Below are 23,936 nucleotides of genomic sequence, written 5' to 3'. Positions count from 1 at the left end.
TAGGGTGGCGCCCATGTCGATCCCACAACATATGGACATCTCCGACGCCTTCCTCGGCGTCGAGACCTCGCTGACCGGCCGCCGCTGGCTGGGCCCCGCGCCCGACACCGCGCGGCTGGCCGAGGCGCTGATGCAGCGCGCCGACCTGCCGCCGCCGCTGGCCCATGTGCTGGCGCGCCGGGGCGTCGCGCCCGAGGAGGCGGCGGGCTTTCTCGCGCCCGCGCTGCGCGACCTGATGCCCGACCCCGCGCGGCTGGCCGACATGGGCCGCGCCGCCGAGCGGGTGCTGATCGCGCTGGAGCGCCGCGAGCGCATCGCCATCTTCGCCGACTACGACGTCGACGGCGGCGCCTCGGCCGCGTTGCTGATCGGCTGGCTGCGCGCGATGGGACACGCCGCGACGCTCTACATCCCCGACCGGATCGACGAGGGCTACGGCCCGAACGAGCCCGCCATGGCGGCGCTCGCCCGCGACCACGCGCTGATTGTCTGCGTCGATTGCGGGACGCTGTCGCATGGCCCGATCGCGGCGGCCAAGGGCGCCGACGTGATCGTGCTCGACCACCACCTCGCCGGCGCGACGCTGCCGGCCTGCGTGGCCGTGGTGAACCCCAACCGGCAGGACGAGGACGGGTCGCTCGGGCATCTCTGCGCCGCGGGGGTCGTGTTCCTGCTGCTGGTCGAGCTGAACCGCCGCCTCCGCGCGGGCGGGCGCCCGGGGCCCGACCTGATCGCCAGCCTCGACCTCGTCGCGCTGGCGACCGTCGCGGACGTGGCCCCGCTTGTCGGCCTGAACCGCGCCTTCGTGCGGCAGGGCCTGAAGGTGATGGCGCGCCGGTCGCGGCCGGGGCTGGTGGCGCTGGGGGACGTGGCCCGCCTCGACCGGCCGCCGACGGCCTACCACCTCGGCTATGTCTTCGGCCCCCGGGTGAACGCCGGCGGGAGAATCGGCGCGGCGGATCTCGGCGCGCGGCTGCTGGCGACCGAGGATCCCGCCGAGGCGGCGGAGCTGGCAAAGCGCCTCGACACGCTGAACACCGACCGACGCGAGATCGAGGGCCGGGTGCGCGACGCGGCCATGGCGCAGGCCGAGGCCCGCGGGCTGGACGCCGCGCTGGTCTGGGCGGCCGAGGACGGCTGGCACCCCGGCGTGGTCGGCATCGTCGCGGCGCGGCTGAAGGAGGCGACGAACCGCCCGGCGGTCGTGATCGGCTTCGACGGCGACGCCGGCAAGGGCTCGGGCCGCTCGGTCTCGGGCGTCGACCTCGGCGCGGCGGTGCAGCGGCTGGCCGCAGAGGGGCTGATCGAGAAGGGCGGCGGCCACCGCATGGCGGCGGGCCTGAGCCTCAGCCGCGCCCAGCTGGAGCCCGCCATGGCGCGGCTGACCGAGCTGATGGCGAAACAGGGCGCGGGCGACCGCGGGCCCGGCGACCTGCGCCTCGACGGGATGCTGATGCCGGCCGCCTGCACCGTCGAGCTGATCGAGCGGCTGGAGGAGGCCGGCCCCTTCGGCGCCGCAGCCCCCGCCCCCCGCTTCGCGCTGCCCGGCCTGCGCATCCGCCACAGCCGGCCTGTCGGCCAGGGGCACCTGAAGCTGACCCTGTCGGACGGGGTGTCGACCCTCGACGCGATCTGCTTCGACGCCGCGGGCTCGGGCCTCGACGCGGCGCTGCAGGCCCATGGCGGTCGCGCGCTGCATGTGGCGGGGCGGATCGAGGTGAACCACTGGAACGGGCGGCAGACGGTGCAGCTCCGCCTCGACGACGCCGCCTGGGCCGAGTGACGGCGCGCCTGGAACTTTCGCACGGCCGGGCGAAAAATCCGCTTGAACCCCGCCGCGCCTTTTTCTAGATACCAGCCCACGCCGAAGCGCGGCCCGTTCGTCTATCGGTTAGGACGCCAGGTTTTCAACCTGGAAAGAGGGGTTCGATTCCCCTACGGGCTGCCACGGCGAAATCCCCCACACTGGTCTCTGAACATGTGGCCCCGCCGTTGTGCGCGCTGGCCCGCGGCCGCTTGCCCGGTGGCCGGCGGAGGGCTACTCCGGTAGCCGCGGGCGCGGGTCCCGCGGGACCGGAGGGGGAGCCCACCCATGGCCAACAGCGGACGCCTGAGCCTCGCGCAGGAGATTGCCCGCCTGCGCAACACGGTGCGCTGGTCGATCGAGGGCTTCGCCGCCGCGTGGCGCGACGAGAAGAGCCTGCGGCAGTGGTCGGGCCTGAACGTGGTCGGCTGGGTGCTTTTGGGCGTGGTCCGCTTCCCCGCCGGCGAGACGGCGCTCCTGGTGGCGCTCGGCGCGATGGTCGTGGTGCTGGAACTGGTGAACAGCGCCATCGAGGCCACGGTGGACTACATCTCGACCGAACAGCACCCGCTGGCCAAGAAGGCCAAGGACGTCGCCAGCGCCGCCGTCGCGGTCAGCGCCCTGGCCTGGGGCGCCTGCTGGCTGATCCTGCTGCTGGCCTGACGGGGGCGCGCGATCGGGGGGCACGGCCCGGCGATGAGCCGGCCTTATAGAAGGCCAGTCGAACAGACGCGAACAGACGCGCAGTGTGACGCGGGAATGTTCGAAATTGTATATTGCACTCAATTGGTCACGATCAGAGGCACACCACAGGGCAATACGTGAGGAGACAATTTTATCTGATTTTGTAAACTTATTTGAACTTGATCAAAATTTTTCGGCGATTGTTGTTCGATAGTGATATACCCCATTACCAACGCCCTGCGCCGCAGCACATGCCATCACGCCCGGAATGTCCGTTTCAGACAATCCTCTTTCGCCGCACCACCCGACCCACACAGAGGTCCCGCCTCAAGCACCGCTCATGCCAAACGCACATCCAGCACGAGGCCCCGCCATGACTGATCATGCGCAGGCGGGGCCTGATCTCGACCGACACGGCATACCTCACCCGGCTTCCAGGCCTGGCGACGTGAGCCCACCCTGACCTCGCCCCTGCGCGGCAACGGGGCTTGACCCCGGCGCGGATACGGGGACGATCTGCAGCCGGAAAAAGACCCATAACCAACAGGGACGGACCAGATGACCTTGAAAGGCATTCTCCTGTCGGCCTCGCTGATCGCGCTGGCCGGCGCCGCCGCCGCCGAGACGCGGATCGGCATGATCACCACGCTGTCGGGGGGCGGCGCCTCGCTCGGGATCGACGTGCGCGACGGCTTCCTGCTCGCGCTCGAGCAGTCGGGCCGCGACGACATCGAGGTGATCATCGCCGACGACGAGCAGGCCCCCGACGTGGCCGTGCAGCTGGCCGACCGCATGATCCAGTCGGACGACGTCGACATCATGACCGGCATCATCTGGTCGAACCTCGCCATGGCCGTGGTGCCCTCCGTCACCGCGCAGGGCCTGTTCTACCTGTCGCCCAACGCCGGCCCCTCGCAGCTTGCGGGCCGCGGCTGCCACCCGAACTATTTCAACGTCGCCTGGCAGAACGACAACCTGCATGAGGCCGCGGGCGCCTACGCCAACAGCGCGGGCTACACCAACAGCTTCATCCTCGCGCCGAACTACCCCGCCGGGCAGGACGCGCTGGCCGGCTACAAACGCTTCTACGAGGGCGGCCTCGCGGGTGAGATCTACACCCAGCTCGGCCAGACCGACTACGCCGCCGAGATCGCGCAGATCCGGGCCTCGGGCGCCGACAGCGTGTTCTTCTTCCTGCCGGGCGGCATGGGCATCTCGTTCCTGCGCCAGTATGCCGACAGCGGCCTCGACATCCCCGTCATCGGCCCGGCCTTCTCCTTCGACCAGAACATCCTGCAGGCGGTGGGCGCGGCGGCGCTGGGCGTGGTGAACACCTCGCAGTGGTCGCCCGACCTCGACAACGAGGCCAACACCGCCTTCGTCGCGGCCTTCCGGGAGGCCTATGGCCGGATCCCGTCGCTCTACGCCAGCCAGGGCTTCGACACCGCGAACCTGATCCTGTCGGCCCTCGCGGTCGCCCACCCGTCCGAGGACCCCGACGCCTTCCGCGCCGCGCTGCAGGCCGCCGATTTCGCCTCGACCCGCGGCGATTTCGCCTTCGGGCCGAACCACCACCCGATCCAGGACATCTACGTCCGCGAGGTGGTGCAGGAGGGCGACATCTTCACCAACCGCGTGATCGGCGTGGCGCTGGAGGATCGCGGCGACGCCTACGCCGCCGAATGCTCCATGTGAGCTGAAACCAGTCTGACCGACCGGGGCCGGTCCCGCGGGGCCGGCCCCGACGCATGAGAGGGGGCGAGATGTCCGCGATCCTGATCGTCGAGCAGGTGCTGAACGGCCTGCAGTTCGGCGTGATGCTGTTCCTGATGGCGGCCGGCCTGACGCTGATCTTCGGCGTCATGGGGCTGATCAACCTCGCGCACGGGTCGCTCTACATGGTCGGCGCCTTCGTGGCGGCGACGGTGGCGGCGGCGACGGGGTCGTTCCTGCTGGCGCTGGTGGCGGCGATGGGGGCCGCGGCGATGGCCGGGGCGCTGATCGAGATGACGGTGATCCGGCGGCTGTACCACACCGACCACCTCGACCAGGTTCTGGCGACCTTCGCCCTGATCCTGGTGTTTTCCGAGGGCACGCGGTGGATCTTCGGGTCCTTCCCGCTCTACCTCGCGCGACCCGAGGCGCTGGCGGGCTCGCTCACCCTGCCCTTCGGCATCGAATACCCGCGCTACCGGCTGGCGCTGATCGGCGCGGGGCTGGCGGTGGCGCTGGGCCTGTGGCTCCTGATCGCGAAGACGCGCATCGGCATCCGGATCCGCGCGGGCGAGAACGACCGCGAGATGATCGCGGCGCTCGGCGTCGACATCCGCACGCTCTACACCTTCGTCTTCGCCCTCGGCGCGGCGCTGGCGGGCCTTGCCGGCGCGCTGGTGGGCGCGATCCAGTCGGTGCAGGTGGGCATGGGCGAGCCCGTGCTGATCCTGGCCTTCGTGGTCATCGTGATTGGCGGCATCGGGTCGATCAAGGGCGCCTTCGTCGGCGCGCTGGTGGTGGGGCTGACCGACACGCTGGGCGGCATCTTCCTGCCGGAACTGTTCAAGCTGTTCATGGAGCCCGCCTCCGCCACCCAGGTCGGCGCCTCGCTGGCGTCGATGGCGATCTACCTGCTGATGGCCGCGGTCCTGATCTGGCGGCCCACGGGCCTGTACGGGGCGCGCGCATGAGCCGGGAGGGCTACGTCAACGCGGCCCTGATCGCCGGGCTGATCGGTGTGCCGCTCTGGGCGCATGTCGCGGGCGAGCCGTTCACCATCACGCTGGCCACCCGCGCGGTGATCTTCGCGCTGGCGGCGGTCGGGCTGAACCTCGCGCTGGGGCTCGGGGGGCTGGTCAGCCTCGGCCACGCGGTGTTCTTCGGGATCGGCGGCTATGCGATGGGGATTCTGGCTTTCCATGCACAGACTTACACGCCGATGTTCCCGGATTGGTTGAACATCGAAGGCACGAAATCCATGCCGGTGATCTGGCTTGTCGCGGTGGTGTCCTCCGCCCTGGCCGCGCTGGTCATCGGGCTACTGTCGCTGCGGACATCCGGCGTGTATTTCATAATGATTACATTGGCTTTCGGGCAGATGTTCTACTACTTCGCGATCTCCTGGCGCGCCTATGGCGGCGAGGACGGGATGTCGATCTACCTGCGCAACAGCTTCCCCGGCCTGAACACGCTCGACCCGATCCAGTTCTACGGCCTGTGCTTCGTGCTGCTGTGCGCCGCGCTGTGGCTGACCGCCCGCATCGCGCGCGCGCCCTTCGGCCTGCTCCTCAACGCCGCGCGGCAGGTGCCGCACCGGGTCGAGACCGTGGGCCTCGACGGGCAGCGGGCGAAGCTGGTGGCCTTCGTGATCTCGGGCGCGATCACCGGGCTCGCCGGCGCGCTGTTTGCCGACCTCAACCGCTTCGTCAGCCCGACCATGTTCAGCTGGCACATGTCGGGCGAGATCATGATCTTCGTCATCCTCGGCGGCGTCGCGCGGCTGTTCGGGCCGGTCGCGGGCGCGGTGCTGTTCGTGGCGATGGAGCATGTGCTGGGCGACCTGTGGGACCACTGGCACATCCTGCTCGGGCTTCTGCTGCTGGGCGTGGTGCTGTTCGCCCGCGGGGGCGTGATCGGCCTGCTGGCAGGAAAGGCGCGGACCCATGACTGACCCGGTGCTGGAGGTCCGCGGCCTGACCAAGCGCTTCGGCGCGCTGGTGGTGTCGGACGCGATCGACCTGAGCCTGAACCCCGGCGAGATCCACGCGCTGATCGGCCCGAACGGCGCCGGCAAGACCACCCTGATCGCGCAGGTCTGCGGGATGCTCGCCCCCGATGCCGGCCGGATCCGGCTCAAGGGGCAGGACGTGACCGCCCTGCCCGCGCGCGCCCGGGCGCGGCGGGGGCTGGCGCGCACCTTCCAGATCTCGGCGCTGGCGATGGAGGACACGGTCCTGCAGAACGCGATGCTGGGCGCGCTGGGGGCCGCGGCGACGCCCTGGCGGCTGTTCCGGCCGGTGCTGCAGGACGCCGCCCTCCGGGCCACGGCCGAGGCGGCGCTGAGCCGCGTGGGCCTGCTGGACAAGGCGGCGGTGCGCACGGCCGAACTGTCCCACGGCGAGCGGCGGCAGCTGGAGGTCGCGGTCGCCCTGACGCTGAAGCCCGCGGCCTTCGTGATGGACGAACCCATGGCAGGCCTCGGCGCCGAGGGCGGGCAGAAGATGACCGCGCTGCTGGACCAGCTGCGGCACGAGGCCCCGATCCTGCTGGTGGAACACGACATGGACGCGGTGTTCGCGCTGGCCGACCGGATCAGCGTGCTGGTCTACGGCCGCGTCATCGCCAGCGGCCCGCCCGACGCGATCCGCGCCGACGCCGCCGTGCGCGAGGCCTACCTGGGGGACGCGGCATGACGCTCCTGACCCTCGAGGCCGTCACCGCCCGCTACGGGGCGAGCCAGGCCCTGTTCGGCATCGACCTGACCGTCGCCGAGGGCGAGGTCGTGGCGATGATGGGCCGGAACGGCATGGGCAAATCCACCACGGTCAAGGCGATCTGCCGGATGCTGCCCGCCGGGGGGCGGCTGGTGTTCGACGGCCACGACCTGACGCGGCTCTACAGCCACCAGGCGGCGCGGCTCGGCATCGGCCTGGTGCCCGAGGGGCGGCGCTGTTTCCGCGACCTGACGGTGGAGGAGAACCTGATCGTCGCGGCCCGGGCGGGCCATTGGGACCTGGGGCGCATCGGCGACCTGTTCCCGCGCCTCGCCGAGCGCCGGGGCCAGCGCGCCGCGACGCTGTCGGGCGGCGAGCAGCAGATGCTGGCGATCGGGCGCGCGCTGATGACGAACCCGCGGCTCCTGATCCTCGACGAGGCGACCGAGGGGCTGGCGCCGTTGATCCGGGCCGAGATCTGGGCCGCCATCGCGCGGCTCAAGACCGAGACCGGGCTTGCGATCCTGGTCATCGACAAGTCGCTGAAGGAGCTCAGACAGGTCTCGGACCGCGCCGTGCTGGTCGCGCGCGGGCAGGTCGCCTGGGAGGGGCCGATGGCCGCGCTCGACGCCGAGACCAGCGAACGCCACGTCGGCGTGTGACGCGCCGGCGGCGCGGCCTGCCCCCTGTCGTCGGCCAGCGCCAAGAAATGTCGGATTATTGCATCAAAATTCCGGTCTTTCGGCGAAAATGGGCACTTCGGACGAACAACAGCGCTGTAAAATGGATACCCTATCTTTCGAACAGGGCCATCGATACAAGACAACACCGTAGCCTCGGGCGGACGGGTCGCACGGTTCGACCGGCGGCGGTCCGCCGATGTGGCGCCGGGGGACGTGACGGGGGGACCACAGGCCGGGGCTGCAGGCGGGGGCAAGGCTTGACTCCGCGGTGCCGGTGGCGTCCTTCGGGGGTGTTTATTGCCGGGCGTGCGGCCGGTCCCGCGCCGATCATTTTGAACAGGTCATGCCGGATACGGATTTCGCCACGACATCGGCCGCGCTGGCTCTGTTTGCCCTGACGGCAGGATTGTCGGCCCTGATCGCGCTCGTCGCGCGGCGCAGCCCGCGCCTGGCCGGCCGGGCCGGCGACCTCAGGACGGTGCAGACCGCGCATCACCGGATGACCGCGCGGCTGGGCGGGGTGGCGGTGTTCGCGGGCCTGCTGGCCTGCCTGTGGCTCGTCCCCCTGCCCGCGCCCTTCAGCGCCCCCGCGCTGGCGGCGGCAACCGCGCTGCTGTTTGCCGCGGGGCTGGCCGAGGACCTCGGCTGGCACATCCCGCCGCGGGGCCGGCTGATGGCGGCGGTGCTGGCCGGGGCGCTGGTGATGCTGTGGACCGGGGTCTGGACGCCGCGGATCGGCCCGGCGCTGCTCGACCCCGCGATGGCCAGCGGCCTGCTGGGCATACCGATCACGCTGTTCGCCATGGTCGGCATCTCGCACGCCTTCAACCTGATCGACGGCGTCAACGGCCTGTCGGCCGTCGCCGCGCTGGTGGCGACGCTGGCGCTGGCGCTCATCGCCCGGCAGTCGGGCTATCCCGAGATGGAGGTCCTGGCCTGGCTCTTCGCGGCTGTGATCGCGGGCTTCCTGGCGCTGAACTGGCCGCTGGGGCTGATCTTTCTCGGCGATGCCGGGGCCTACGTGTTCGGCTTCACGCTCAGCTGGCTCGGCGTGATGGTGGTGCTGCACCACCCCGACGCCACGGCCTGGGCGATGCTCCTGACGATGATGTGGCCCATCGCCGACACGCTGCACGCGCTCTACCGCCGCCGGCGCCGGCGCCGGCCCGCGATGCAGGCGGACCGGCTGCACCTGCACCAGATGGTGATGCGCAGCCTCGAGATCTGGCGGCTCGGCAAGGGCCGGCGCCCGCTGGCGAACCCGCTGACCACGGTGATCCTTGCGCCCTTCGTCGCGGTGCCGGCCGCGACGGGCGTCTGGCTCTGGGACCGGCCGCTGCCGGCGTTCCTCGCCTTCCTCGCCTACGTGGCGGCCTATTTCGCCGCGGCGGCCTGGCTTGCACGGGTCATCGGCCCGCGCCGGCGCCGCGTGGGGCGGCGGGGCTGACGGGGCCTCAGCCGCCCTTGCGCCCGACCCCGAACAGCCGCGCCGCGACCGGGGCGCCGGTGATGATCAGGAACACCCGCACCACGTGGTGCAGCACGACATAGCCCAGATCGGCCCCCACCACGATGGCGAGCACCGCCATTTCGGCCTGCCCGGCGGGCACGAAGGCGAGGAAGCCGTCGACCGGCGGGGCCAGGTCGAACAGGATCACCGCCTCGGTGAACAGTGCCGCCAGCGCAGCCACCATCACGACGAACAGGGCACCGGCGACCACGTCGCGCCGGATCTCGGCCAGCGTCACGCCCAGGTAGCCCGCGCCGAGCGACAGCCCGATGAAGAACTGCGCGGCCAGGATCGCCTCGGCGGGCGGGCGGAAATGCAGGATGTCGGTCAGCGACAGGATCGCGGTCAGGATCATCGGCCCGAGGATCGCGGCGCCGAACAGGCCGACGCGCTCGGCGATCTTCCAGCCGGCAAAGGCCGCGACCACCATGATCGCCATCTCGTGCAGCGGCAGGGTCGCCGCCGGCGCGCCGATCGGGTTGTCGAGGCTGGCGCCGAACAGGTGCACCAGCAGGAACGGCGTCACCGCCACGATGATCAGCACGCGGGTGGCGTGGATCAGGCTCAGGGCGCGCACGTTGCCGCCAGCCTCCTGCCCGAACACCACCATTTCCTGCAGCCCGCCCGGCATCGCCGCGTACCAGGCCGTGACCATGTCGAAGCCGTAGACCCGGCGGAAGAACGGCACCCCCACCGCCGCGATGGCGATGACATAGACCGGCACCAGCGCCAGCGAGGCCAGCATCTGCGGCAGCCGCGCCACCAGCTCGGGCGTGATCGAGGCGCCGATGGCGACGCCCAGCACGGTGCGCATCACCTTGCCGAGCGGCCCCGCCCCCGTCACCGGCACCCCCGTCAGCGCCGCCACCAGGCAGGCGAAGAGCGGCCCGAGCAGGAACGGGAGCGGCAGGCCCGCCGCCCAGAACACCGCCGTCCCCGCGATGCCGATGCCGATCGTCAGCGCGCGGCGGCCCCAGATGCCGCCCATGCCACCTGCCCCTGTCCCTGCCATCGTCGCCGCCCGCCGCTCAGGTCTCCTCGCCGCCGTTCACCGCGATCATCTGGCCGGTGACGAAACGCGCCTCGGGCGAGCAGAGGAAGGCCACCACCGCGGCCACGTCGTCGGGCTGGCCCATGAAGCCCGCCGGGATCTTGGCGGCGCGCCTGGGGTCGTCGGCGTCGAGGCTCTCGTGCCGGATCTGGCCGGGCGAGACCACGTTTGCGGTGATGCCCCGGCCCGCGAACTCGGTCGACAGCGCCTTGGTCAGGCCCCAGACCCCGTGCTTGGCCGCCGAGATCGGCGCGCCCTCGAAATAGCCGCGGATCGCCTTCATGCCCGCGAAGTTCACGATGCGGCCCCAGCCGCGGTCGACCATCCCCGGAAGCAGGGCGCGCGACAGCCGGAAGGCCGCGGTCAGGGCGGTGTCGACGACCCCGTCCCAGTCGTCGTCGGTCATCTCGAGAAAGGGTTTGTGCGGCCGCCGCGCGGCGTTGTTGACGAGGATGTCGATGGCGCCGAACCGCGCCTGGGCCTCGGCGACCATGCGCGCGACCTCGGCCGCCTTCGACACGTCGCCCATCACGACCAGCGCCTCGGCCCCGGCCGCGACGACGCGCGCCGCCGTCTCGTCGCAGTCGGCCCGACTGCTGGCGCCGTTGACCACCACGTTGCAGCCCATGCCCGCCAGCCGCACCGCCACGGCGCGCCCGATGTTCTGCCCCGACCCCGAGACGAAGGCGGTCTTGCCCGCCAGCGGCCTGTCCGTCATCCTGTCCGACCTCCCCTTGCGAAATTTCGCTGGCGGCGCGCAGGCTTGCTGCCCGCCCCCGGCCCCGGGGCCCCGGCACAGGGCCCCCGGATGCCTTGTCTGGTAGCCCTGTCGCGTCCGGCAATCAACAGAATATTGTTGACAATCTACAATCCGAAGCCTGAGATGCAGCCATGCAGATGCGGGACACCATTCGTGAATCGGTTGCGCGGCGGCGGCAACGCCCGCTGGTGATCGAGGTGCGCGACGAGCTGGAGCGCATGATCCTGCACGGCGAGATCGCACCCGGCGAGCGGCTGAACGAGAACGCGCTGGCCGAGCAGCTGGGCGTCAGCCGCGGCCCCGTGCGCGAGGCCGCCCGGTCGCTGGAACGCGAGGGGCTGGTGCAGGCGGTGGCGAACCAGGGCGTGTTCGTGCGCAAGCTGTCGATCGCCGACGCGCTGGAGCTGTATGACCTGCGCGCGATGATGGCGGGCTACCTGTGCGGCGCGCTGGCGGGCCGCGCCGACGGCGCCATCCGGGCCGAACTGCGCGGGCTGGTCGAGGCGATGGACCGCGCCATCGCGGCCGGCGACGAGCGGCGCTATTTCGACCTCAACCTGCAATTCCACGACCGCATCGCCGAGGCCTCGGGCGCCGAACGTGCCCGGGCGCTCTACAGCGCGCTGTGCAAGGAGGTGCGGCTGATGCGGCTGCGCGTGCTGCAGGGCGAACCGTCGCTGAGGCAGTCGAACGAGGAACACCGGCGCATCGTCGCGGCCATCGAGGCGGGCGACGCCGCCGCGGCCACGGCCGCGGGCGCCGGGCACCACGAGAACGGAAAGAAACGATTGCTGGACACCATCGGCCAAAGGGACACGTAGCCGGCCGTCCAGCCATTCGTGCGGTGTCGTCCAATGGAGGGGGCGGCCCGCAAGTCGCAAACAGAGAGAGAGACCAAAGGGAGGCTCACATGACCCAACTGCAGGACAGCCTGACCGGCTGGATCAAGGCCGGCGCACTCGGGCTCGCCGTGGCGGCACCGTTCGCCGTCGCGGCCCAGGCCCAGACCTACCCCGACCCGGGCGAGACGCTCGACTGGACGATCGCCTTCGGCCCCGGCGGCGGCAACGACATCATGGCCCGGACCATCGTCGAGATCCTGAACACCTACGACCTGTACCCGGGCGACATCACCGTGGAAAACCGGGCCGGCGGCTCGGGCGCGGTGGGCTGGGGCTACCTGTTCGGCCAGGCCGGCTCGGGCTACGGCATCTCGACCACCTCGGGCAGCTTCGTGACCACGCCGCTGCAGGCCGACACGCCGTGGGAACCGGCCGACTTCACGCCGGTCGCGCTGCTGGCCACCGACGACCTCGTGCTGGTGGTGAACGGCTCGTCCGACATCCAGGACATCGGGCAGTTCATCGAATACGCCCAGTCGAACCCGGTCACCATCGCCGGCACCGGCACCGTCAACGTCGACTTCATCGTGCCGACGCTGTTCGCGCAGGCGGCGGGCTTCGAGTTCGAGTACGTCTCGTTCAACTCGATGGCCGACCAGACCACGGCGCTCCTGTCGCAATCGGTCGACGCCATGGTCGGCAACCCCGGCGAGATCCTGGGCCTGATCGACTCGGGCGACCTGCGCGCGCTGGTCTACTCGGGCGCGTCCACGCCCGAGGCGCTGGGCGACGTGCCCACCATGGGCGAGGTCGGCTACGAGATCGGCGTGTCGATGCCCCGCGGCCTGATCCTGCCGCCCGACGCCCCGGCCGAGGCGCAGGCCTTCTGGATCGAGACCATGCAGCAGGTGGTCGAGACCCCGGAGTGGGCCGAGTACATCCGCTCCAACACGCTGACCCCCACCGTGCTCTACGGCGAGGAGTTCCGCACCTTCCTGACCAACACGCAGAACGGCTTTGCCGAGGTGCTGCGCTCGGTCGGCGCGATCCAGTAAGCGGACGACACGATCCGGCCGGGCGCCTGCGGGCGCCCGGCCGTTCCTGAAGAATACCGCATCGGGGTGGTCATGCGCATCGTCTTCCTCGTCGCCCTTCTGGGCGGCGCCATCTTCTACACCTACATCGCCTTCTCGGACCTGAACTTCATGACCCGCACCGGGCGGCTCGGACCGGGGTTCTTCCCGCGGCTCGTGGGCGCCGCCATGGTGGTGATGACGTTCTGGGCGATCCTCGACGCGCTGCGCGACCGCCGCATGGTCGCCGCCGGAGGCGCCCCGGGCCCCGACGACGCGCCCGAGGGCGTGTGGCGCGACTTCCTGCTGCTGCTGGGCCTCGCGTTCGGCTACGCGATCCTGGTGCGGCTGTTCGGCGGCTTCGTGTCGACCGTGGTCTACCTGATCGCCGCGCTCAGCCTGCTGAACCCGGGCCGCCACCTGCAGAACGCGCTGGTGGCCGTGATCTTCCCGACGGGGGTCTACGTGCTGTTCGACCGCGTGCTGAACGCGAACATGCCCCCCGCCCTCTTCGACATCCTGCCGTTCTGACCGGCCCGGCCCGCAGGGCCGACCAAGGGAGCCAGACATGGAAATCTTTTCCGACCTCGTGATGGGCCTGTCCTACGCGGTCACACCAATCAACCTGGCCTACCTGCTGATCGGGGCGATGGTGGGCATGATCGTGGGCGTCATTCCGGGCTTCGGGCCCTCGGCGGGCCTTGCGATCCTGCTGCCGCTGACCTTCGGCATGGACCCGATCGGCGCCATCATGATGCTGGCCGCGATCTACTACGGGTCGATGTACGGCGGCACGATCACCTCGATCCTGCTGAACACGCCCGGCGAAAGCGCGACCGTGGCCTCGACCTTCGACGGCTACCCGCTGGCCAAGAAGGGCCGCGCCGGCCCCGCGCTGGTGATGCAGGCCGTGGCGTCCTTCGTGGGCGGCACGGTCGGCGTGATCCTCATCACCATCCTCGCGCCGATGTTCAGCCAGGTGTCGCGCAGCTTCGGGCCGCCGGAATACTTCTTGCTGGCCATGATGGGCATGTTGACGCTGCTGGTCATGATCGGGTCGAACTGGAAGCTGGGCGTCATCTCGGCGCTGATCGGCTTCGCGCTCGGCACCGTGGGCGTCGACCTCGAAACCGGGCAGAGCCGCTACACCTTCGGCTCGGCCGAACTGATCGGCGGCATCTACTTCATCCCGATCGCCATCGGCCTGTTCGGCCTGGGCGAGCTGTTCTACGCCTTCTACTCGCAGATCCACAAATCGGCCTCGGGCAGCCTCGTGGAATACGGCCGGGAACAGCGGTTCTGGCCCACCGCGCAGGATTTCCTCTCGACCCGCTGGACGATGGTGCGCGGCTCGATCCTGGGCTTCGTCGTGGGCGTGATCCCCGGCGCCGGCGCCACCATCGCGTCGCTGATGGCCTATTCGACCGAGCGCTCGCTGTCCAAGACGCCCGAGAACTTCGGCCAGGGCGAGATGGCGGGCCTCGTGGCGCCCGAGACGGCGAACAACGCGGCCTCCTCGGGCGCGATGATCCCGCTCCTGACGCTGGGCATTCCCGGCTCGGCCTCGACGGCGGTGCTGCTTGCGGCGTTCCTGCTCTGGGGCCTGCGCCCCGGCCCGCTGTTCATGGAGCAGAACCCGGAACTGGCCTGGGGCATGATCGCGTCGATGTATCTCGGCAACATCATCCTCCTGGCCATCAACATCTTCGCGATCCCGCTGTTCGTGCAGATCATCAAGGTGCCCTACCGCATCCTCGGGCCCTGCGTGGTGGTGATCTGCCTGCTCGGCACCTTCACCGTGCACGCAAGCTTCGTCGAGACCTGGCTCATGTTCGCGGCCGGCGTGGTCGGGTTCTTCATGCGGCTCTACGGGTTCTCGCCGGCGGCGCTGGTGCTGGCGCTGGTGCTGGGCCCGCTGGCCGAGGAGGCGCTGCGCCAGACGCTGACGATCTCGCGCGGGTCGTTCGGCATCTTCCTCGATCGTCCGGCGTCGCTCTGGATCATCGGGGTCACCATCGCGCTCGTCGTCCTGCTGCCCCTGATGGGGAGGATCGGGGCCGGCGCGGGACGGGCCGAGAAGGCCGGGGGATAGGGGACATGCCCCGGCTGAGCGAGGGGGAGGCGCGGGTCCTGGCGACCCGCGCCTTTTTCCATGCGGGCGTCGCCGCGCCGGGTCTGGCCGAGGCGGCGGCCGACAGCCTGGTGCTGGCCGAGATGATGGGCATCCCGACCCATGGGCTCGCCCGCGTCGGCGCCTGCGTCCAGCGCCTCGCGGCGGGTGGCATGGACGCCGCGGCCCGCCCCGAGATCACCGCCCCTGCCCCGGCGCTCCGCCTGATCGACGCGCGCGCCGCCCTCGGCCCCGGCGTCGCCATGCAGGCGCTGCACGCCACGATGGAGGCCGCGCGCGACACCGGGATGGCCGGCGCCTTCCTGCGCAACGCGACGCACCTGGGCGCGCTGGCGCCGCTCCTCTGGACGGCGGCCGAGGCGGGTTTCGCCACGATCGTCACCTCGAACGCCGCGCCGATGCTGGCGCCGCCGGGCGGGCGCGCGGCGCGGGTCGGCAACTCGCCCCTCGGGATCGGCCTGCCCCACGCGGGTGGGCGGCACGTGATGCTAGACATGGCGCTGTCGGTCGCGGCGCGGTCCAAGGTGCGGGCGGCCGCGCAGGCGGGCCGGCCGATCCCCGAGACATGGGCCACCGACGCCGAAGGACGCCCGACGACCGACGCGCAGGCGGCGATGGCGGGGCTGATGCAGGCCATCGGCGGCCCCAAGGGCGCGGCGCTGGCCGTCACGCTGGACCTGCTGGCCGCGGGGCTGGCGGGGGCCGCGATGCTGTCGGAGGTGCCCGACACCCACAAGGACGCCGCCGCCGTGCCGAACCTCGGGCAGATGATCCTGGTGATCGACGCGGCCCGGCTGGCGCCCCCCGCCGAGCTGGCCGCGCGGCTCGACCGCGCGGCGGGGATCGTGGGCAGCACCCCGCCCGTCGCGGGCGGCCCCGCCCCGCGCCTGCCCGGCGCCCGCGCGCTGGCGGCGCTGGACACGGCAAGGGCCGAGGGGATGGACATCCCCCCGGCCCTGATGGACGAGCTGACAAGGCTGGCCGGTTAGGCGGCCTCGGCGGCCTCGGTAATCTCGCGCATGGCCTGCAGGAACTGCGCGACCTCGGCCTCGGTGTTGTAGTGGCACATCGACACCCGCACCGCGGCGTCGAGGCCGAGCGGCGTCAGGATGTTCCCCGAGTAGTGGTCGGCCTTGCGGGTATGGGTGCGGATGCCGCGCGCGCGCAGCTGCGTCACCACCTCGGGGGCGGGCAGCCCCGCGACGGTGATCGACACCAGCCCCTCGCGGCGCGGGTTGTCGATGCCGCCGAGGATGGTGACCCCCTCCATGTCCTTCAGCCCCTTGAGGTTGCCGACCCCGTGGATCATCGCCTCGGTCAGCCGCGTCTCGTGGGCGTGGATCGCCTCGCCCGCCGCCACGATCCGCGCGCGGCGGTCGGCGGCGTCGGACACCTGCGCGCCCAGCCAGTCGAAGTAATCCACCACGTCCGAGAACGTCACATAGGCGCCGGTGTCGCGCGTGCCGAATTCCCACGGGTTGCCGGGGGCGTCGATCAGGTGCTCGTGCTTGACCGCGTGCAGCCGGTCGCTGACCCAGGCGACGCCGTAGCCGTGGCGCGAGAACACCTTGTAGGGCGAAATGACGTAGCCATCCACGTCGTAGCTGGCGATATCCAGCCGGCCGTGCGCCGCGTGCTGGATGCCGTCGACGATGATGATGCAGTCGGGCGAAACCTTGCGGATCTCGGCGGCGATGGCGGCCACGTCCACGCCCATGCCGGTGACGGGCGAGGTATGGAGGATGGTGGCCACGCGCGTGTCGGGCGTGATTTCGGGGGCGTAGTGCTCGGGGCCCACCGACCCGGTGGCGTCGTCATGGGCGACCAGGATGTGCGGCTTGCCCGCCACCTCGGCCCAGTGGCGCGCCGCGCTGCGGCTGGCGGGGTGTTCGAGGGTGGAGCCCAGCACGCGGCCTTCGGGCGTGCCGACGATGGCGGTGCGGATCAGCCGGAACAGAAGCTCCGTCCCACTTTCGCCGACGAAGAACTGGCCCTGCGGCGCGTTGAAGAAGACGCGCATGTCGTCCTTGGCCTTGTCGATGAAGGCCACGAGGGCCTTGGCCGCGGGGTTGTCGCGGCCCTGGTTGTCGGGGATCGCGGCGAATTTCGCGGATGTCTCGACCACGGAATTCAGCGTCAGCGCCCCGCCCGCGTTCTCGAAGAACACGCGCGGCCCCTCGAAGGGGCAACTGTCGACATGGGCGAAGCGGCCGCGGATCGCGTCCATCAGACCCGGTTTTTCCATCAGCATGGGTGTCTCCCCCCGGGGCTCAGCCCGGCATCTTCCAGGTTGCGGTGGCGTGGGCGGCAAGCTTGCCGTCCTCGCCGTAGAGCTTGCTTTCCATGAAGGACATCGTCCGCCCGCGGCGGGTGAAGCTGCCCTCGACGGTCACGGTGCCGGCCATCACGGGGCGCAGGAACTGCACCTTCATCTCGATGGTGGCGCCGGGGCCGGCGACCTTGGCGACGAGGTGGCCCATGGAAATGTCCATCGCGCTGGCCATGACGCCCCCGTGCAGCGCGCCCTGCGGGTTGCGCAGGAGGTCGGTGACCGGGAAGGTGATCCGGCACATCTCCTTGTCCGCGTCCGCCGCGCCCTCGGGCAGATAGGCAAAGGACAGGTCGAGGAAGCGCGCGAGGAAGAAGCGCTCGAACACCTGCTCGTGGGTGTCGAGCGCGTCCTTGAGCCGCGCGGACGCGGCCCCGGTGTCGATCCGTCCGGCCATCTCAGGCGCCGACGAAGTTCGGCTTGCGCTTTTCCATGAAGGCGCGGCGGCCCTCGATGTAGTCCTGGCTGTCGAAGCAGGCCTTCACGCGCGCGTCGCATTCGGCCAGGTCGCGCTGGCTTTCCGGCGTCACGGTCTGGCCCACGATGTATTTCACCGAGGCCACCGTCATCGGCGCGTTCTCGGCGATCATCTGCGCGGTCTCGAGCGCCGTCTCGGCCACCTTGTCATCCGGCACGACCCGGTTGACGAGGCCCATGATGCGCGCCTCCTCGGCAGTGAAGCGGCGGGCGGTGAAGAAGATCTCCTTGGCGAAGGACGGGCCGACCACGTCCACCAACCGCTTGATGCCGGGGAAGGCATAGCCGAGGCCGAGCTTGGCCGCGGGCACCGCGAACTGAGCGCCCTGCCCGCAGATCCGCAGGTCGCAGCACAGCGCCAGCGCCACGCCGCCGCCGACGCAGAAGCCGTCGATCTGCGCGATGGTGGGCTTGGGGAAGGCCTCGATCATGTCGTAGACGCGCTTGGTGGTGGCGTTGTAATGCGCCACGCCCTCCTCGCTGGCGCGCTCGCTCTCGAATTTCGAGATGTCGGCGCCCGAGACGAAGGCCTTGCCGCCCGCGCCCGACAGGATGAGGATGCGCACGGTGGGGTCGTCGCGGAACCGCGTCACCGCGGCCTCCACGGCCTCCCACATTTCCAGCGACACGGCGTTCCGCTTTTCGGGCTGGTTGAAGATGATGCGGGCGATGTCGCCCGACTGTTCCGTCAGGATCTTGTCGGTCATGTGGTCCCTGTCCCTTGCAAGCTGTCAGATGGCGCCTTGCGCCTTCATCTCGGCGATCTCGGCCTCGGAATAGCCGAGCTCGGAGAGGATCGCGGCGGTGTGCTGCCCGGCCAGCGGCGGCGGTGCCGCGATGGTGCTGGGCGTGCGGCTCATCAGGATCGGCTGGCCGACCAGCTCGGTCTCGCCGCGCTCCTGACTGACCACGGGCTGGGCAAGCCCGAGGTGGCGCACCTGCGGGTTGGCGAAGACCTGGCTGATGTCGTTGATCTCGCCCGCCGGCACGCCGGCCGCGTTGAAGCGGTCGATCCACTCCGCCGTGGTCGCCGTCGCGGTGATCGCCTCGATCTCGGCGCCCAGCGCGTCGCGGTTCTTGGACCGGGCCGGCGCGGTGGCGAAGCGCTCGTCCTGCATCCAATCGGTCCGGCCCATGGTCTCGCAGAACTTGGACCAGATCACGTTGCCGGTGACGGCGATGTTCATGTGGCCGTCCGCGGTCTTGAACACGCCGGTCGGGATCGAGGTGGGGTGGTTGTTGCCCGCCTGTTTCGGGATGTCGCCATCCATCAGCCAGCGCGCGGCCTGGAAATCCAGCATGAACACCTGCGCCTGCAAGAGCGAGGTCTGGATCCACTGGCCCATGCCCGAGGTCTGCCGCTCATAGAGCGCGATCAGGATGCCCTGCGCCGCGAACAGCCCCGCGCACAGGTCGGCGATCGGGATGCCCACGCGCATCGGCCCGCGGCCAGGCTCGCCGGTGATCGACATGAGCCCGCCCATGCCCTGCGCGATCTGGTCGAAACCGGGACGGTCGGCCAGCGGCCCGTCCTGCCCGAAGCCCGAGATCGAGGCGTAGATCAGCCTCGGGTTGGTGGTGGCCAGCGTGTCGTAGTCGATGCCGAGACGCGCCTTCACGTTGGGGCGGAAATTCTCGACGATGATGTCGGCGGTGTCGGCCAGCCGCCGGAAAGCCGCGACGCCCGCGGGCGATTTCAGGTCCAGCGTCAGGCTCCGCTTGTTGCGGTGCAGGTTCTGGAAATCGGGCCCGTGGCGCGGGCCGCCGAACTGCGCCTCGTCGACCGGCGCCTCGATCTTGATGACGTCGGCGCCCCAGTCCGCGAGCTGCCGCACGCAGGTGGGCCCCGACCGCACGCGCGTCAGGTCGAGCACGCGCAGGCCCCGCAGCGCCGCGCTGGCCGCAGGCAGCGCGCTGCCCGTCCCGGCCTTGGTTTCGGTGTCGATGGCCGGCTGGTGTGCAGGCGATGTCATGCTGCCTCCCCGTGGTGCAACCGCTGGATTCGATGTATGTCATATGCCGATCCATGACAATAAAAATGTTAAATGTTGACAAAATTACCGGCAGGAGGTCAGGTGCCGCCATGACGACAGGAGCAAGATCCATAGGGCCGAGGCGGGCGACGCTGGCCGGCGAGGTGCGCGGGGAAATCGAGCGCATGATCGTCGACGGCGACCTCGCCGCGGGCGAGAAGCTGAATGAGCTGTCGCTGTCGACCGCGATGGGCGTCAGCCGTGGCACCGTGCGCGAGGCGATCCGGTCGCTGGCCGACAGCGGGCTGATCGACCTGATCGCCAACCGGGGCGCCTTCGTGCACGAGACCACGCTGGCCGAGATCCGCAACCTCTACGACCTGCGCGGGGCGATCTTCGCCATGGCCTGCTCGGCCGCCGCGCGGCGCGTGCGCGAGGGGGCCGAGCCGAAGCTGGCCGCCGCGCTCGAGCGCAACCTCGACCAGATGCGCGCGACCCACGCCAAGGGCGACACCGCGCGCTACTACGTGCTGAACATCGAGTTCCACGACCTGCTGCTGCATGGCGCGGGGAACCCCAAGGCCAAGACGATGTACGACAACCTCGTCAAGGAGATGCACCTGTTCCGCCGCAAGGGCCTGTCGATCGCCACCAACATCGCGCGGTCGATCGAGGAACACGAGGTCATCACCCGCGCCGTGGCCGCCGGCGACGAGGAGGCCGCGCGCCGCGCCGCGCTCGACCACATCGTGGGCGGCTTCGGCCGCTACATGAGCATGGCCGAGGGCGAGACGGCCGCGACCGGCTGAGACGGCCAGAATTCAGGGACATCCGGGGACAGGACATGACGAACCCTCTCTATGACGCGCTTTTCGCCCCGCACGAGGGCAAGGACACCGCCTTTCTGCATCTGGCCGACGGGCGGGTGCTGAGCCATGCCGATTTCCTGGCGATGGCCGACCGGACGGCGAATGCGCTGGGGACGCTGGGGGTCAAGCCCGGCGACCGGGTGGCCGTCCATGTCGAGAAATCGCCCGAGGCGCTGGCGCTCTACGCGGCCTGCGTGAAGGCGGGCGTCGTGTTCCTGCCGCTGAACACCGCCTACACGCCCAAGGAACTGGACTACTTCGTCGGCGACAGCGGTGCCGCGCTGTTCGTCTGCGACCCCGGCGAGGCCGAGGCGCTGGCCCCCATCGCGGCGGCCACGGGCGCGGTGCTCAAGACGCTGGCGGGCGACGGCTCGGGCAGCCTGAGCGACGTGGTGGCGACGCAATCCGCGGCCTTCGCCCCCGTGCCGCGGGGCGAGGACGACCTTGCCGCGCTGCTCTACACCTCGGGCACGACGGGGCGATCCAAGGGGGCGATGCTGACCCAGAAGAACCTGTTGTCGAACGCGCAGGCGCTGGTCGACTGCTGGCGTTTCACCGCGGACGACGTGCTCCTGCACGCGCTGCCGATCTTTCACAGCCACGGCCTGTTCGTGGCGACCAACGTGATGTTGCTGGCCGGCGGCGCGATCATCTTCCTGCCCAAGTTCGACCTCGAGACGGTGCTGGCCAAGCTGCCGAAAGCGACGACCATGATGGGCGTGCCGACCTTCTACACCCGCCTGCTGGACGACCCGCGCTTCACCCGGGATCTTGTTGGCCACATGCGCCTGTTCATCTCGGGTTCGGCGCCGCTCCTCGCCGAAACCCACCGCGCTTTCGAGGGCCGCACCGGCCACCGCATCCTGGAACGCTACGGGATGACGGAAACCTCGATGAACACCTCGAACCCCTATGACGGCGACCGCCGCGCCGGCACCGTGGGCTTCCCGCTGCCGGGCGTCGAGGTGCGCGTCTGCGACCCCGAGACCCGCGCCGCGCTGCCCGTGGGCGAGATCGGGATGCTGCATGTCCGCGGCCCCAACGTGTTCAAGGGCTACTGGCAGATGCCCGAGAAGACGAAGGAAGAGCTGCAGGAGGATGGCTGGTTCATCACCGGCGACCTCGCGCGGATCGACGCGGACGGCTACGTCACCATCGTCGGCCGCGGCAAGGATCTGATCATCTCGGGCGGCTACAACATCTACCCCAAGGAGATCGAGATCTTCCTCGACGGCCAGCCGGGCGTGAAGGAAAGCGCCGTGGTGGGCGCCCCCCACCCCGATTTCGGGGAAAGCGTGGTGGCCGTGCTGGTGCCCGAGGGCGGGGCCGAGATCGACCTGGCCGCCATCGAGGCCGCGGCGCGCGCCGACCTCGCCGGGTTCAAGCGTCCGCGCCACTATGTCGTGCTCGATGCCCTGCCCCGCAACACGATGGGCAAGGTGCAGAAGGCTGAGCTGCGCGCGACCTACGCCGAGGTATTCCGGCAAAAGGCGGGCTGACCGTTCCTCAGCGGGTCAGCTCCAGGATGTCGAACCGGCTTTCCAGCATGGGCGCGGGGAACAGAACCCGCGCCCGGTTGGGGCTGACCATTTCCACATAGCCCACGTCGGACGTGACCTGCCCCGCGCTCGGGGGGATGGCGCCCGAATGGTACTGCTCGTAGGTGATCGGCTCCGCCCCGGCGATGTAGCCGACGCCGAGGTAGACCAGCCCGTCCTCCGTCTCGACGATGCGCCCCGACGTCAGCTGCGAGCCGGTCAGCTTTTCCAGGAACAGCCCGCCATCGGCGGTGCGGGTGATGCGGCAGCGGAACGGGCTGTAGACCGTCAGGGGCAGGATGCCGCCCAGCTTCATCACCCGGCAGGTCCAGTCGCCCTCCAGCCCCGCAGGCGGGATCGGGTCGCCGGCGAGCGCCGTGGTCAGCGCCGCGATGTCGGCCGGCGCGCCGCCCGCCATGGCCTCGGCCATTGCCGCGCCGAAATGGGTGTCGTAGGCCGCCAGCCGGGCGGCATCACCGGGGGCGATGGTCACCTCCTGCGCTTCGGCGGCGGGGCCGAGGGCGAGGGCAAGGGTTGCGGCAAGGGCAAGGGCGCGGAACATGGCAGGGGTCCTCGAACGGGGCATGGCGCGAGGATGCGCGCCGCCCCGGCCCGGTCAAGACAGGCTTCCCCTACCCTGCCCCGCCGCGCGTCAGATCACCCAGCGCAGCGCGGCCAGCGCGCCGCGTTTCCACGGCACCCGGTGGGTCACGCCGGTGGTGGCGGCGATGCGGTCGCGGTTGGCGAGATACCAGTCGAAGTTGCGGATCAGCGCCTCCTCGTTGGAATAGCGCGGCGCGTAGCCCAGCACCGCCTTGGCGCGGTCGATGCTGACGAAGCTGTCCTTGCCGGCGGTCTCGTAAATCCACTTGTAGAGCGGCGACAGGTGCAGCGCCTCGAGCGTGCGCAGCGTCCAGATCGCGGGCGCCTCGGGGATGGTCACGATCCGCCGCCCGTGGCCGGCATGGTCCAGCACCGCCTGGAAGCTGTCGCGCAGCGTGCCGAAGCGCTCCGCCCCGATGTTGAAGGTCGCGTTGACCCGGGCCGGGTCGCCGAAGCTCGCCAGGGTGACGGCGGCGCAGAGGTCCTCGACGTCGAGAAGCTGGTAGAGGTTGGTGCCCTTGCCCAGCACCGGGAAGCCGTGCCCGTCCGAGGCGAAATCGTAGAGCAGCTCGAAGGCGCCCAGCCGCTCGGGGCCGACGAAGCTTTTGGGGCGCAGCACGGGCAGGATCATGCCGCGCGCGCGGAACAGCTCGCACACCGCCTCGGCCGCGACCTTGCTTTCGCCGTAGGGGCCGACGCCGACCATCCGGTCGTCCTCGACCAGCGGGTGGTGGTCGGGGATGCCGTAGACGGCGGTGGACGAGATGTGGACGAAGCGCGGCGTGCCCCGCGACGCCGCGGTCTCCAGCAGCATCCGGGTGCCGTCGACGTTGGTCGAGCGGATCTCGGCCGGCGCGGCCAGCGGCAGGGCGGCGGCGCAGTGCACCACCACGTCGATATCGGCAAAGGCGCGCGCGTGCAGCGACAGGTCGCGGATGTCGCCCTGCAGCACGTCGATCCGGTCGGCCTCGGGGTAGGGAAAGGGCGCGATGTCGTAGCTGCGCACGGCATGGCCCTGCGCCAGAAGGTGACGAACCAGGTTGATGCCCATGAAGCCGGCGCCGCCGGTCACGAGAAAGCGGGTGGTGCCCATGCCGCTGCCCCTGCCCCCGTTGTGCGCGCGATCCCGGGATGCAGGCTAGCCCCGCCGCCCCATCACCGGAAGGGTGCCCGACGCCGCAC

The 23,936-nt window shown here is 70.6% G+C and carries 23 protein-coding genes and 1 tRNA gene; 16 read left to right on the top strand and 8 right to left on the bottom strand.

Annotated elements, in window-relative coordinates:
• Nucleotides 1-13: 13 nt before the first annotated feature.
• From recJ to HCU73_RS08100, 9 genes are all read left to right on the top strand, one after another.
• Nucleotides 14-1,783, top strand: a complete 1,770-nt coding sequence (gene recJ, locus HCU73_RS08140) for a single-stranded-DNA-specific exonuclease RecJ (protein ID WP_168622920.1) — start codon at nt 14-16, stop codon at nt 1,781-1,783.
• A gap of 90 nt (nt 1,784-1,873) precedes the next feature.
• Nucleotides 1,874-1,948: transfer RNA gene (locus tag HCU73_RS08135), tRNA-Glu, on the top strand.
• 144 nt (nt 1,949-2,092) lie between these two features.
• The gene (locus tag HCU73_RS08130) at nt 2,093-2,467 is read left to right on the top strand and encodes a diacylglycerol kinase (protein ID WP_168622919.1); all 375 of its coding nucleotides are present in this window, start codon (nt 2,093-2,095) and stop codon (nt 2,465-2,467) included.
• A gap of 579 nt (nt 2,468-3,046) precedes the next feature.
• Nucleotides 3,047-4,183, top strand: a complete 1,137-nt coding sequence (locus HCU73_RS08125; protein ID WP_168622918.1) for an ABC transporter substrate-binding protein — start codon at nt 3,047-3,049, stop codon at nt 4,181-4,183.
• A gap of 68 nt (nt 4,184-4,251) precedes the next feature.
• Nucleotides 4,252-5,172 carry a branched-chain amino acid ABC transporter permease gene (locus HCU73_RS08120; protein ID WP_168622917.1) on the top strand — a complete coding sequence of 307 codons (921 nt, stop codon included), beginning with the start codon at nt 4,252-4,254 and terminating at the stop codon, nt 5,170-5,172.
• A complete protein-coding gene (locus HCU73_RS08115; protein ID WP_168622916.1) occupies nt 5,169-6,152 on the top strand; it encodes a branched-chain amino acid ABC transporter permease in 984 nt (327 codons plus the stop codon). Before HCU73_RS08120 ends, HCU73_RS08115 begins: the two co-directional genes overlap by 4 nt.
• The gene (locus HCU73_RS08110) at nt 6,145-6,894 is read left to right on the top strand and encodes an ABC transporter ATP-binding protein (RefSeq protein WP_168622915.1); all 750 of its coding nucleotides are present in this window, start codon (nt 6,145-6,147) and stop codon (nt 6,892-6,894) included. The genes HCU73_RS08115 and HCU73_RS08110 overlap by 8 nt, the downstream gene beginning before the upstream one ends.
• A complete protein-coding gene (locus tag HCU73_RS08105) occupies nt 6,891-7,577 on the top strand; it encodes an ABC transporter ATP-binding protein (RefSeq protein WP_168622914.1) in 687 nt (228 codons plus the stop codon). Before HCU73_RS08110 ends, HCU73_RS08105 begins: the two co-directional genes overlap by 4 nt.
• Nucleotides 7,578-7,941: 364 nt before the next feature.
• The gene (locus HCU73_RS08100; protein ID WP_168622913.1) at nt 7,942-9,045 is read left to right on the top strand and encodes an MraY family glycosyltransferase; all 1,104 of its coding nucleotides are present in this window, start codon (nt 7,942-7,944) and stop codon (nt 9,043-9,045) included.
• A gap of 7 nt (nt 9,046-9,052) precedes the next feature.
• Here HCU73_RS08100 and HCU73_RS08095 read toward each other — a convergent pair whose 3' ends face one another.
• Nucleotides 9,053-10,096, bottom strand: coding sequence for an AbrB family transcriptional regulator (locus HCU73_RS08095; protein ID WP_168622912.1), 1,044 nt, complete (start codon nt 10,094-10,096; stop codon nt 9,053-9,055).
• Nucleotides 10,097-10,136: 40 nt separating this feature from the next.
• Nucleotides 10,137-10,877 (bottom strand): SDR family NAD(P)-dependent oxidoreductase, encoded by a 741-nt coding sequence (locus HCU73_RS08090; protein WP_168622911.1) that lies wholly within the window; start codon nt 10,875-10,877, stop codon nt 10,137-10,139.
• Nucleotides 10,878-11,056: 179 nt separating this feature from the next.
• Here HCU73_RS08090 and HCU73_RS08085 point away from each other — a divergent pair, with 179 nt between their 5' ends.
• The 5 genes from HCU73_RS08085 (at nt 11,057) to HCU73_RS08065 (ending at nt 15,954) form a co-directional block, all read left to right on the top strand.
• Entirely contained in the window at nt 11,057-11,740 is a 684-nt protein-coding gene (locus HCU73_RS08085) for a GntR family transcriptional regulator (protein WP_210730536.1), read from the top strand.
• A gap of 89 nt (nt 11,741-11,829) precedes the next feature.
• Nucleotides 11,830-12,816: a Bug family tripartite tricarboxylate transporter substrate binding protein gene (locus tag HCU73_RS08080; RefSeq protein ID WP_168622909.1), complete on the top strand. Its 987-nt coding sequence runs from the start codon at nt 11,830-11,832 to the stop codon at nt 12,814-12,816.
• A gap of 72 nt (nt 12,817-12,888) precedes the next feature.
• A complete protein-coding gene (locus HCU73_RS08075) occupies nt 12,889-13,365 on the top strand; it encodes a tripartite tricarboxylate transporter TctB family protein (protein WP_168622908.1) in 477 nt (158 codons plus the stop codon).
• Nucleotides 13,366-13,402: 37 nt separating this feature from the next.
• Nucleotides 13,403-14,926 carry a tripartite tricarboxylate transporter permease gene (locus tag HCU73_RS08070; protein ID WP_168622907.1) on the top strand — a complete coding sequence of 508 codons (1,524 nt, stop codon included), beginning with the start codon at nt 13,403-13,405 and terminating at the stop codon, nt 14,924-14,926.
• A 5-nt stretch (nt 14,927-14,931) separates the two neighbouring features.
• Entirely contained in the window at nt 14,932-15,954 is a 1,023-nt protein-coding gene (locus HCU73_RS08065) for an Ldh family oxidoreductase (RefSeq protein WP_168622906.1), read from the top strand.
• On the opposite strand, the gene HCU73_RS08060 is transcribed toward HCU73_RS08065, so the two are convergent.
• The 4 genes from HCU73_RS08060 to HCU73_RS08045 are packed head-to-tail and all read right to left on the bottom strand — an operon-like array spanning nt 15,951 to nt 19,744.
• Nucleotides 15,951-17,216 (bottom strand): aminotransferase class V-fold PLP-dependent enzyme, encoded by a 1,266-nt coding sequence (locus tag HCU73_RS08060; protein WP_168622905.1) that lies wholly within the window; start codon nt 17,214-17,216, stop codon nt 15,951-15,953. The two genes, HCU73_RS08065 and HCU73_RS08060, sit on opposite strands and share 4 nt — an antisense overlap.
• Before the next feature lie 19 nt (nt 17,217-17,235).
• The gene (locus tag HCU73_RS08055) at nt 17,236-17,691 is read right to left on the bottom strand and encodes a PaaI family thioesterase (RefSeq protein WP_168622904.1); all 456 of its coding nucleotides are present in this window, start codon (nt 17,689-17,691) and stop codon (nt 17,236-17,238) included.
• A 1-nt stretch (nt 17,692) separates the two neighbouring features.
• On the bottom strand, nt 17,693-18,478 hold the full coding sequence (locus HCU73_RS08050; RefSeq protein ID WP_168622903.1) for an enoyl-CoA hydratase: 786 nt from the start codon (nt 18,476-18,478) through the stop codon (nt 17,693-17,695).
• A gap of 24 nt (nt 18,479-18,502) precedes the next feature.
• Nucleotides 18,503-19,744, bottom strand: a complete 1,242-nt coding sequence (locus HCU73_RS08045) for a CaiB/BaiF CoA transferase family protein (RefSeq protein ID WP_168622902.1) — start codon at nt 19,742-19,744, stop codon at nt 18,503-18,505.
• 110 nt (nt 19,745-19,854) lie between these two features.
• On the opposite strand from HCU73_RS08045, the gene HCU73_RS08040 reads away from it, so the two are divergent.
• Together HCU73_RS08040 and HCU73_RS08035 are read left to right on the top strand one after the other, a co-directional pair.
• Nucleotides 19,855-20,553 carry a GntR family transcriptional regulator gene (locus HCU73_RS08040; RefSeq protein WP_239025480.1) on the top strand — a complete coding sequence of 233 codons (699 nt, stop codon included), beginning with the start codon at nt 19,855-19,857 and terminating at the stop codon, nt 20,551-20,553.
• Between the two features lie 35 nt (nt 20,554-20,588).
• Nucleotides 20,589-22,112 (top strand): malonate--CoA ligase, encoded by a 1,524-nt coding sequence (locus HCU73_RS08035; RefSeq protein ID WP_168622900.1) that lies wholly within the window; start codon nt 20,589-20,591, stop codon nt 22,110-22,112.
• A 7-nt stretch (nt 22,113-22,119) separates the two neighbouring features.
• Here HCU73_RS08035 and HCU73_RS08030 read toward each other — a convergent pair whose 3' ends face one another.
• On the bottom strand, nt 22,120-22,713 hold the full coding sequence (locus HCU73_RS08030; protein ID WP_210730535.1) for a DUF4893 domain-containing protein: 594 nt from the start codon (nt 22,711-22,713) through the stop codon (nt 22,120-22,122).
• A gap of 90 nt (nt 22,714-22,803) precedes the next feature.
• Nucleotides 22,804-23,847: an NAD-dependent epimerase/dehydratase family protein gene (locus HCU73_RS08025; protein WP_168622898.1), complete on the bottom strand. Its 1,044-nt coding sequence runs from the start codon at nt 23,845-23,847 to the stop codon at nt 22,804-22,806.
• Nucleotides 23,848-23,936: the final 89 nt, after the last annotated feature.

This window comes from Roseicyclus persicicus (assembly GCF_012395815.1).
Lineage (GTDB): Bacteria > Pseudomonadota > Alphaproteobacteria > Rhodobacterales > Rhodobacteraceae > Roseicyclus > Roseicyclus persicicus.
Note: the sequence above shows the minus strand (reverse complement) of the source record. Positions and strands in the feature narration are given on the sequence as shown.

Bases quoted from the DNA above. Each gene is read 5' to 3' on its own strand.
- HCU73_RS08115 (WP_168622916.1), top strand. From the start codon at position 5,169: ATGAGCCGGGAGGGCTACGTCAACGCGGCCCTGATCGCCGGGCTGATC.
- HCU73_RS08100 (WP_168622913.1), top strand. From the start codon at position 7,942: ATGCCGGATACGGATTTCGCCACGACATCGGCCGCGCTGGCTCTGTTT.
- HCU73_RS08075 (WP_168622908.1), top strand. From the start codon at position 12,889: ATGCGCATCGTCTTCCTCGTCGCCCTTCTGGGCGGCGCCATCTTCTAC.
- HCU73_RS08095 (WP_168622912.1), bottom strand. From the start codon at position 10,096: ATGGGCGGCATCTGGGGCCGCCGCGCGCTGACGATCGGCATCGGCATC.
- HCU73_RS08050 (WP_168622903.1), bottom strand. From the start codon at position 18,478: ATGACCGACAAGATCCTGACGGAACAGTCGGGCGACATCGCCCGCATC.
- recJ (WP_168622920.1), top strand. From the start codon at position 14: ATGTCGATCCCACAACATATGGACATCTCCGACGCCTTCCTCGGCGTC.
- HCU73_RS08040 (WP_239025480.1), top strand. From the start codon at position 19,855: ATGACGACAGGAGCAAGATCCATAGGGCCGAGGCGGGCGACGCTGGCC.
- HCU73_RS08055 (WP_168622904.1), bottom strand. From the start codon at position 17,691: ATGGCCGGACGGATCGACACCGGGGCCGCGTCCGCGCGGCTCAAGGAC.
- HCU73_RS08110 (WP_168622915.1), top strand. From the start codon at position 6,145: ATGACTGACCCGGTGCTGGAGGTCCGCGGCCTGACCAAGCGCTTCGGC.
- HCU73_RS08090 (WP_168622911.1), bottom strand. From the start codon at position 10,877: ATGACGGACAGGCCGCTGGCGGGCAAGACCGCCTTCGTCTCGGGGTCG.
- HCU73_RS08120 (WP_168622917.1), top strand. From the start codon at position 4,252: ATGTCCGCGATCCTGATCGTCGAGCAGGTGCTGAACGGCCTGCAGTTC.
- HCU73_RS08130 (WP_168622919.1), top strand. From the start codon at position 2,093: ATGGCCAACAGCGGACGCCTGAGCCTCGCGCAGGAGATTGCCCGCCTG.
- HCU73_RS08025 (WP_168622898.1), bottom strand. From the start codon at position 23,847: ATGGGCACCACCCGCTTTCTCGTGACCGGCGGCGCCGGCTTCATGGGC.
- HCU73_RS08080 (WP_168622909.1), top strand. From the start codon at position 11,830: ATGACCCAACTGCAGGACAGCCTGACCGGCTGGATCAAGGCCGGCGCA.
- HCU73_RS08065 (WP_168622906.1), top strand. From the start codon at position 14,932: ATGCCCCGGCTGAGCGAGGGGGAGGCGCGGGTCCTGGCGACCCGCGCC.
- HCU73_RS08030 (WP_210730535.1), bottom strand. From the start codon at position 22,713: ATGTTCCGCGCCCTTGCCCTTGCCGCAACCCTTGCCCTCGCCCTCGGC.
- HCU73_RS08060 (WP_168622905.1), bottom strand. From the start codon at position 17,216: ATGCTGATGGAAAAACCGGGTCTGATGGACGCGATCCGCGGCCGCTTC.
- HCU73_RS08045 (WP_168622902.1), bottom strand. From the start codon at position 19,744: ATGACATCGCCTGCACACCAGCCGGCCATCGACACCGAAACCAAGGCC.
- HCU73_RS08035 (WP_168622900.1), top strand. From the start codon at position 20,589: ATGACGAACCCTCTCTATGACGCGCTTTTCGCCCCGCACGAGGGCAAG.
- HCU73_RS08085 (WP_210730536.1), top strand. From the start codon at position 11,057: ATGCGGGACACCATTCGTGAATCGGTTGCGCGGCGGCGGCAACGCCCG.
- HCU73_RS08105 (WP_168622914.1), top strand. From the start codon at position 6,891: ATGACGCTCCTGACCCTCGAGGCCGTCACCGCCCGCTACGGGGCGAGC.
- HCU73_RS08125 (WP_168622918.1), top strand. From the start codon at position 3,047: ATGACCTTGAAAGGCATTCTCCTGTCGGCCTCGCTGATCGCGCTGGCC.
- HCU73_RS08070 (WP_168622907.1), top strand. From the start codon at position 13,403: ATGGAAATCTTTTCCGACCTCGTGATGGGCCTGTCCTACGCGGTCACA.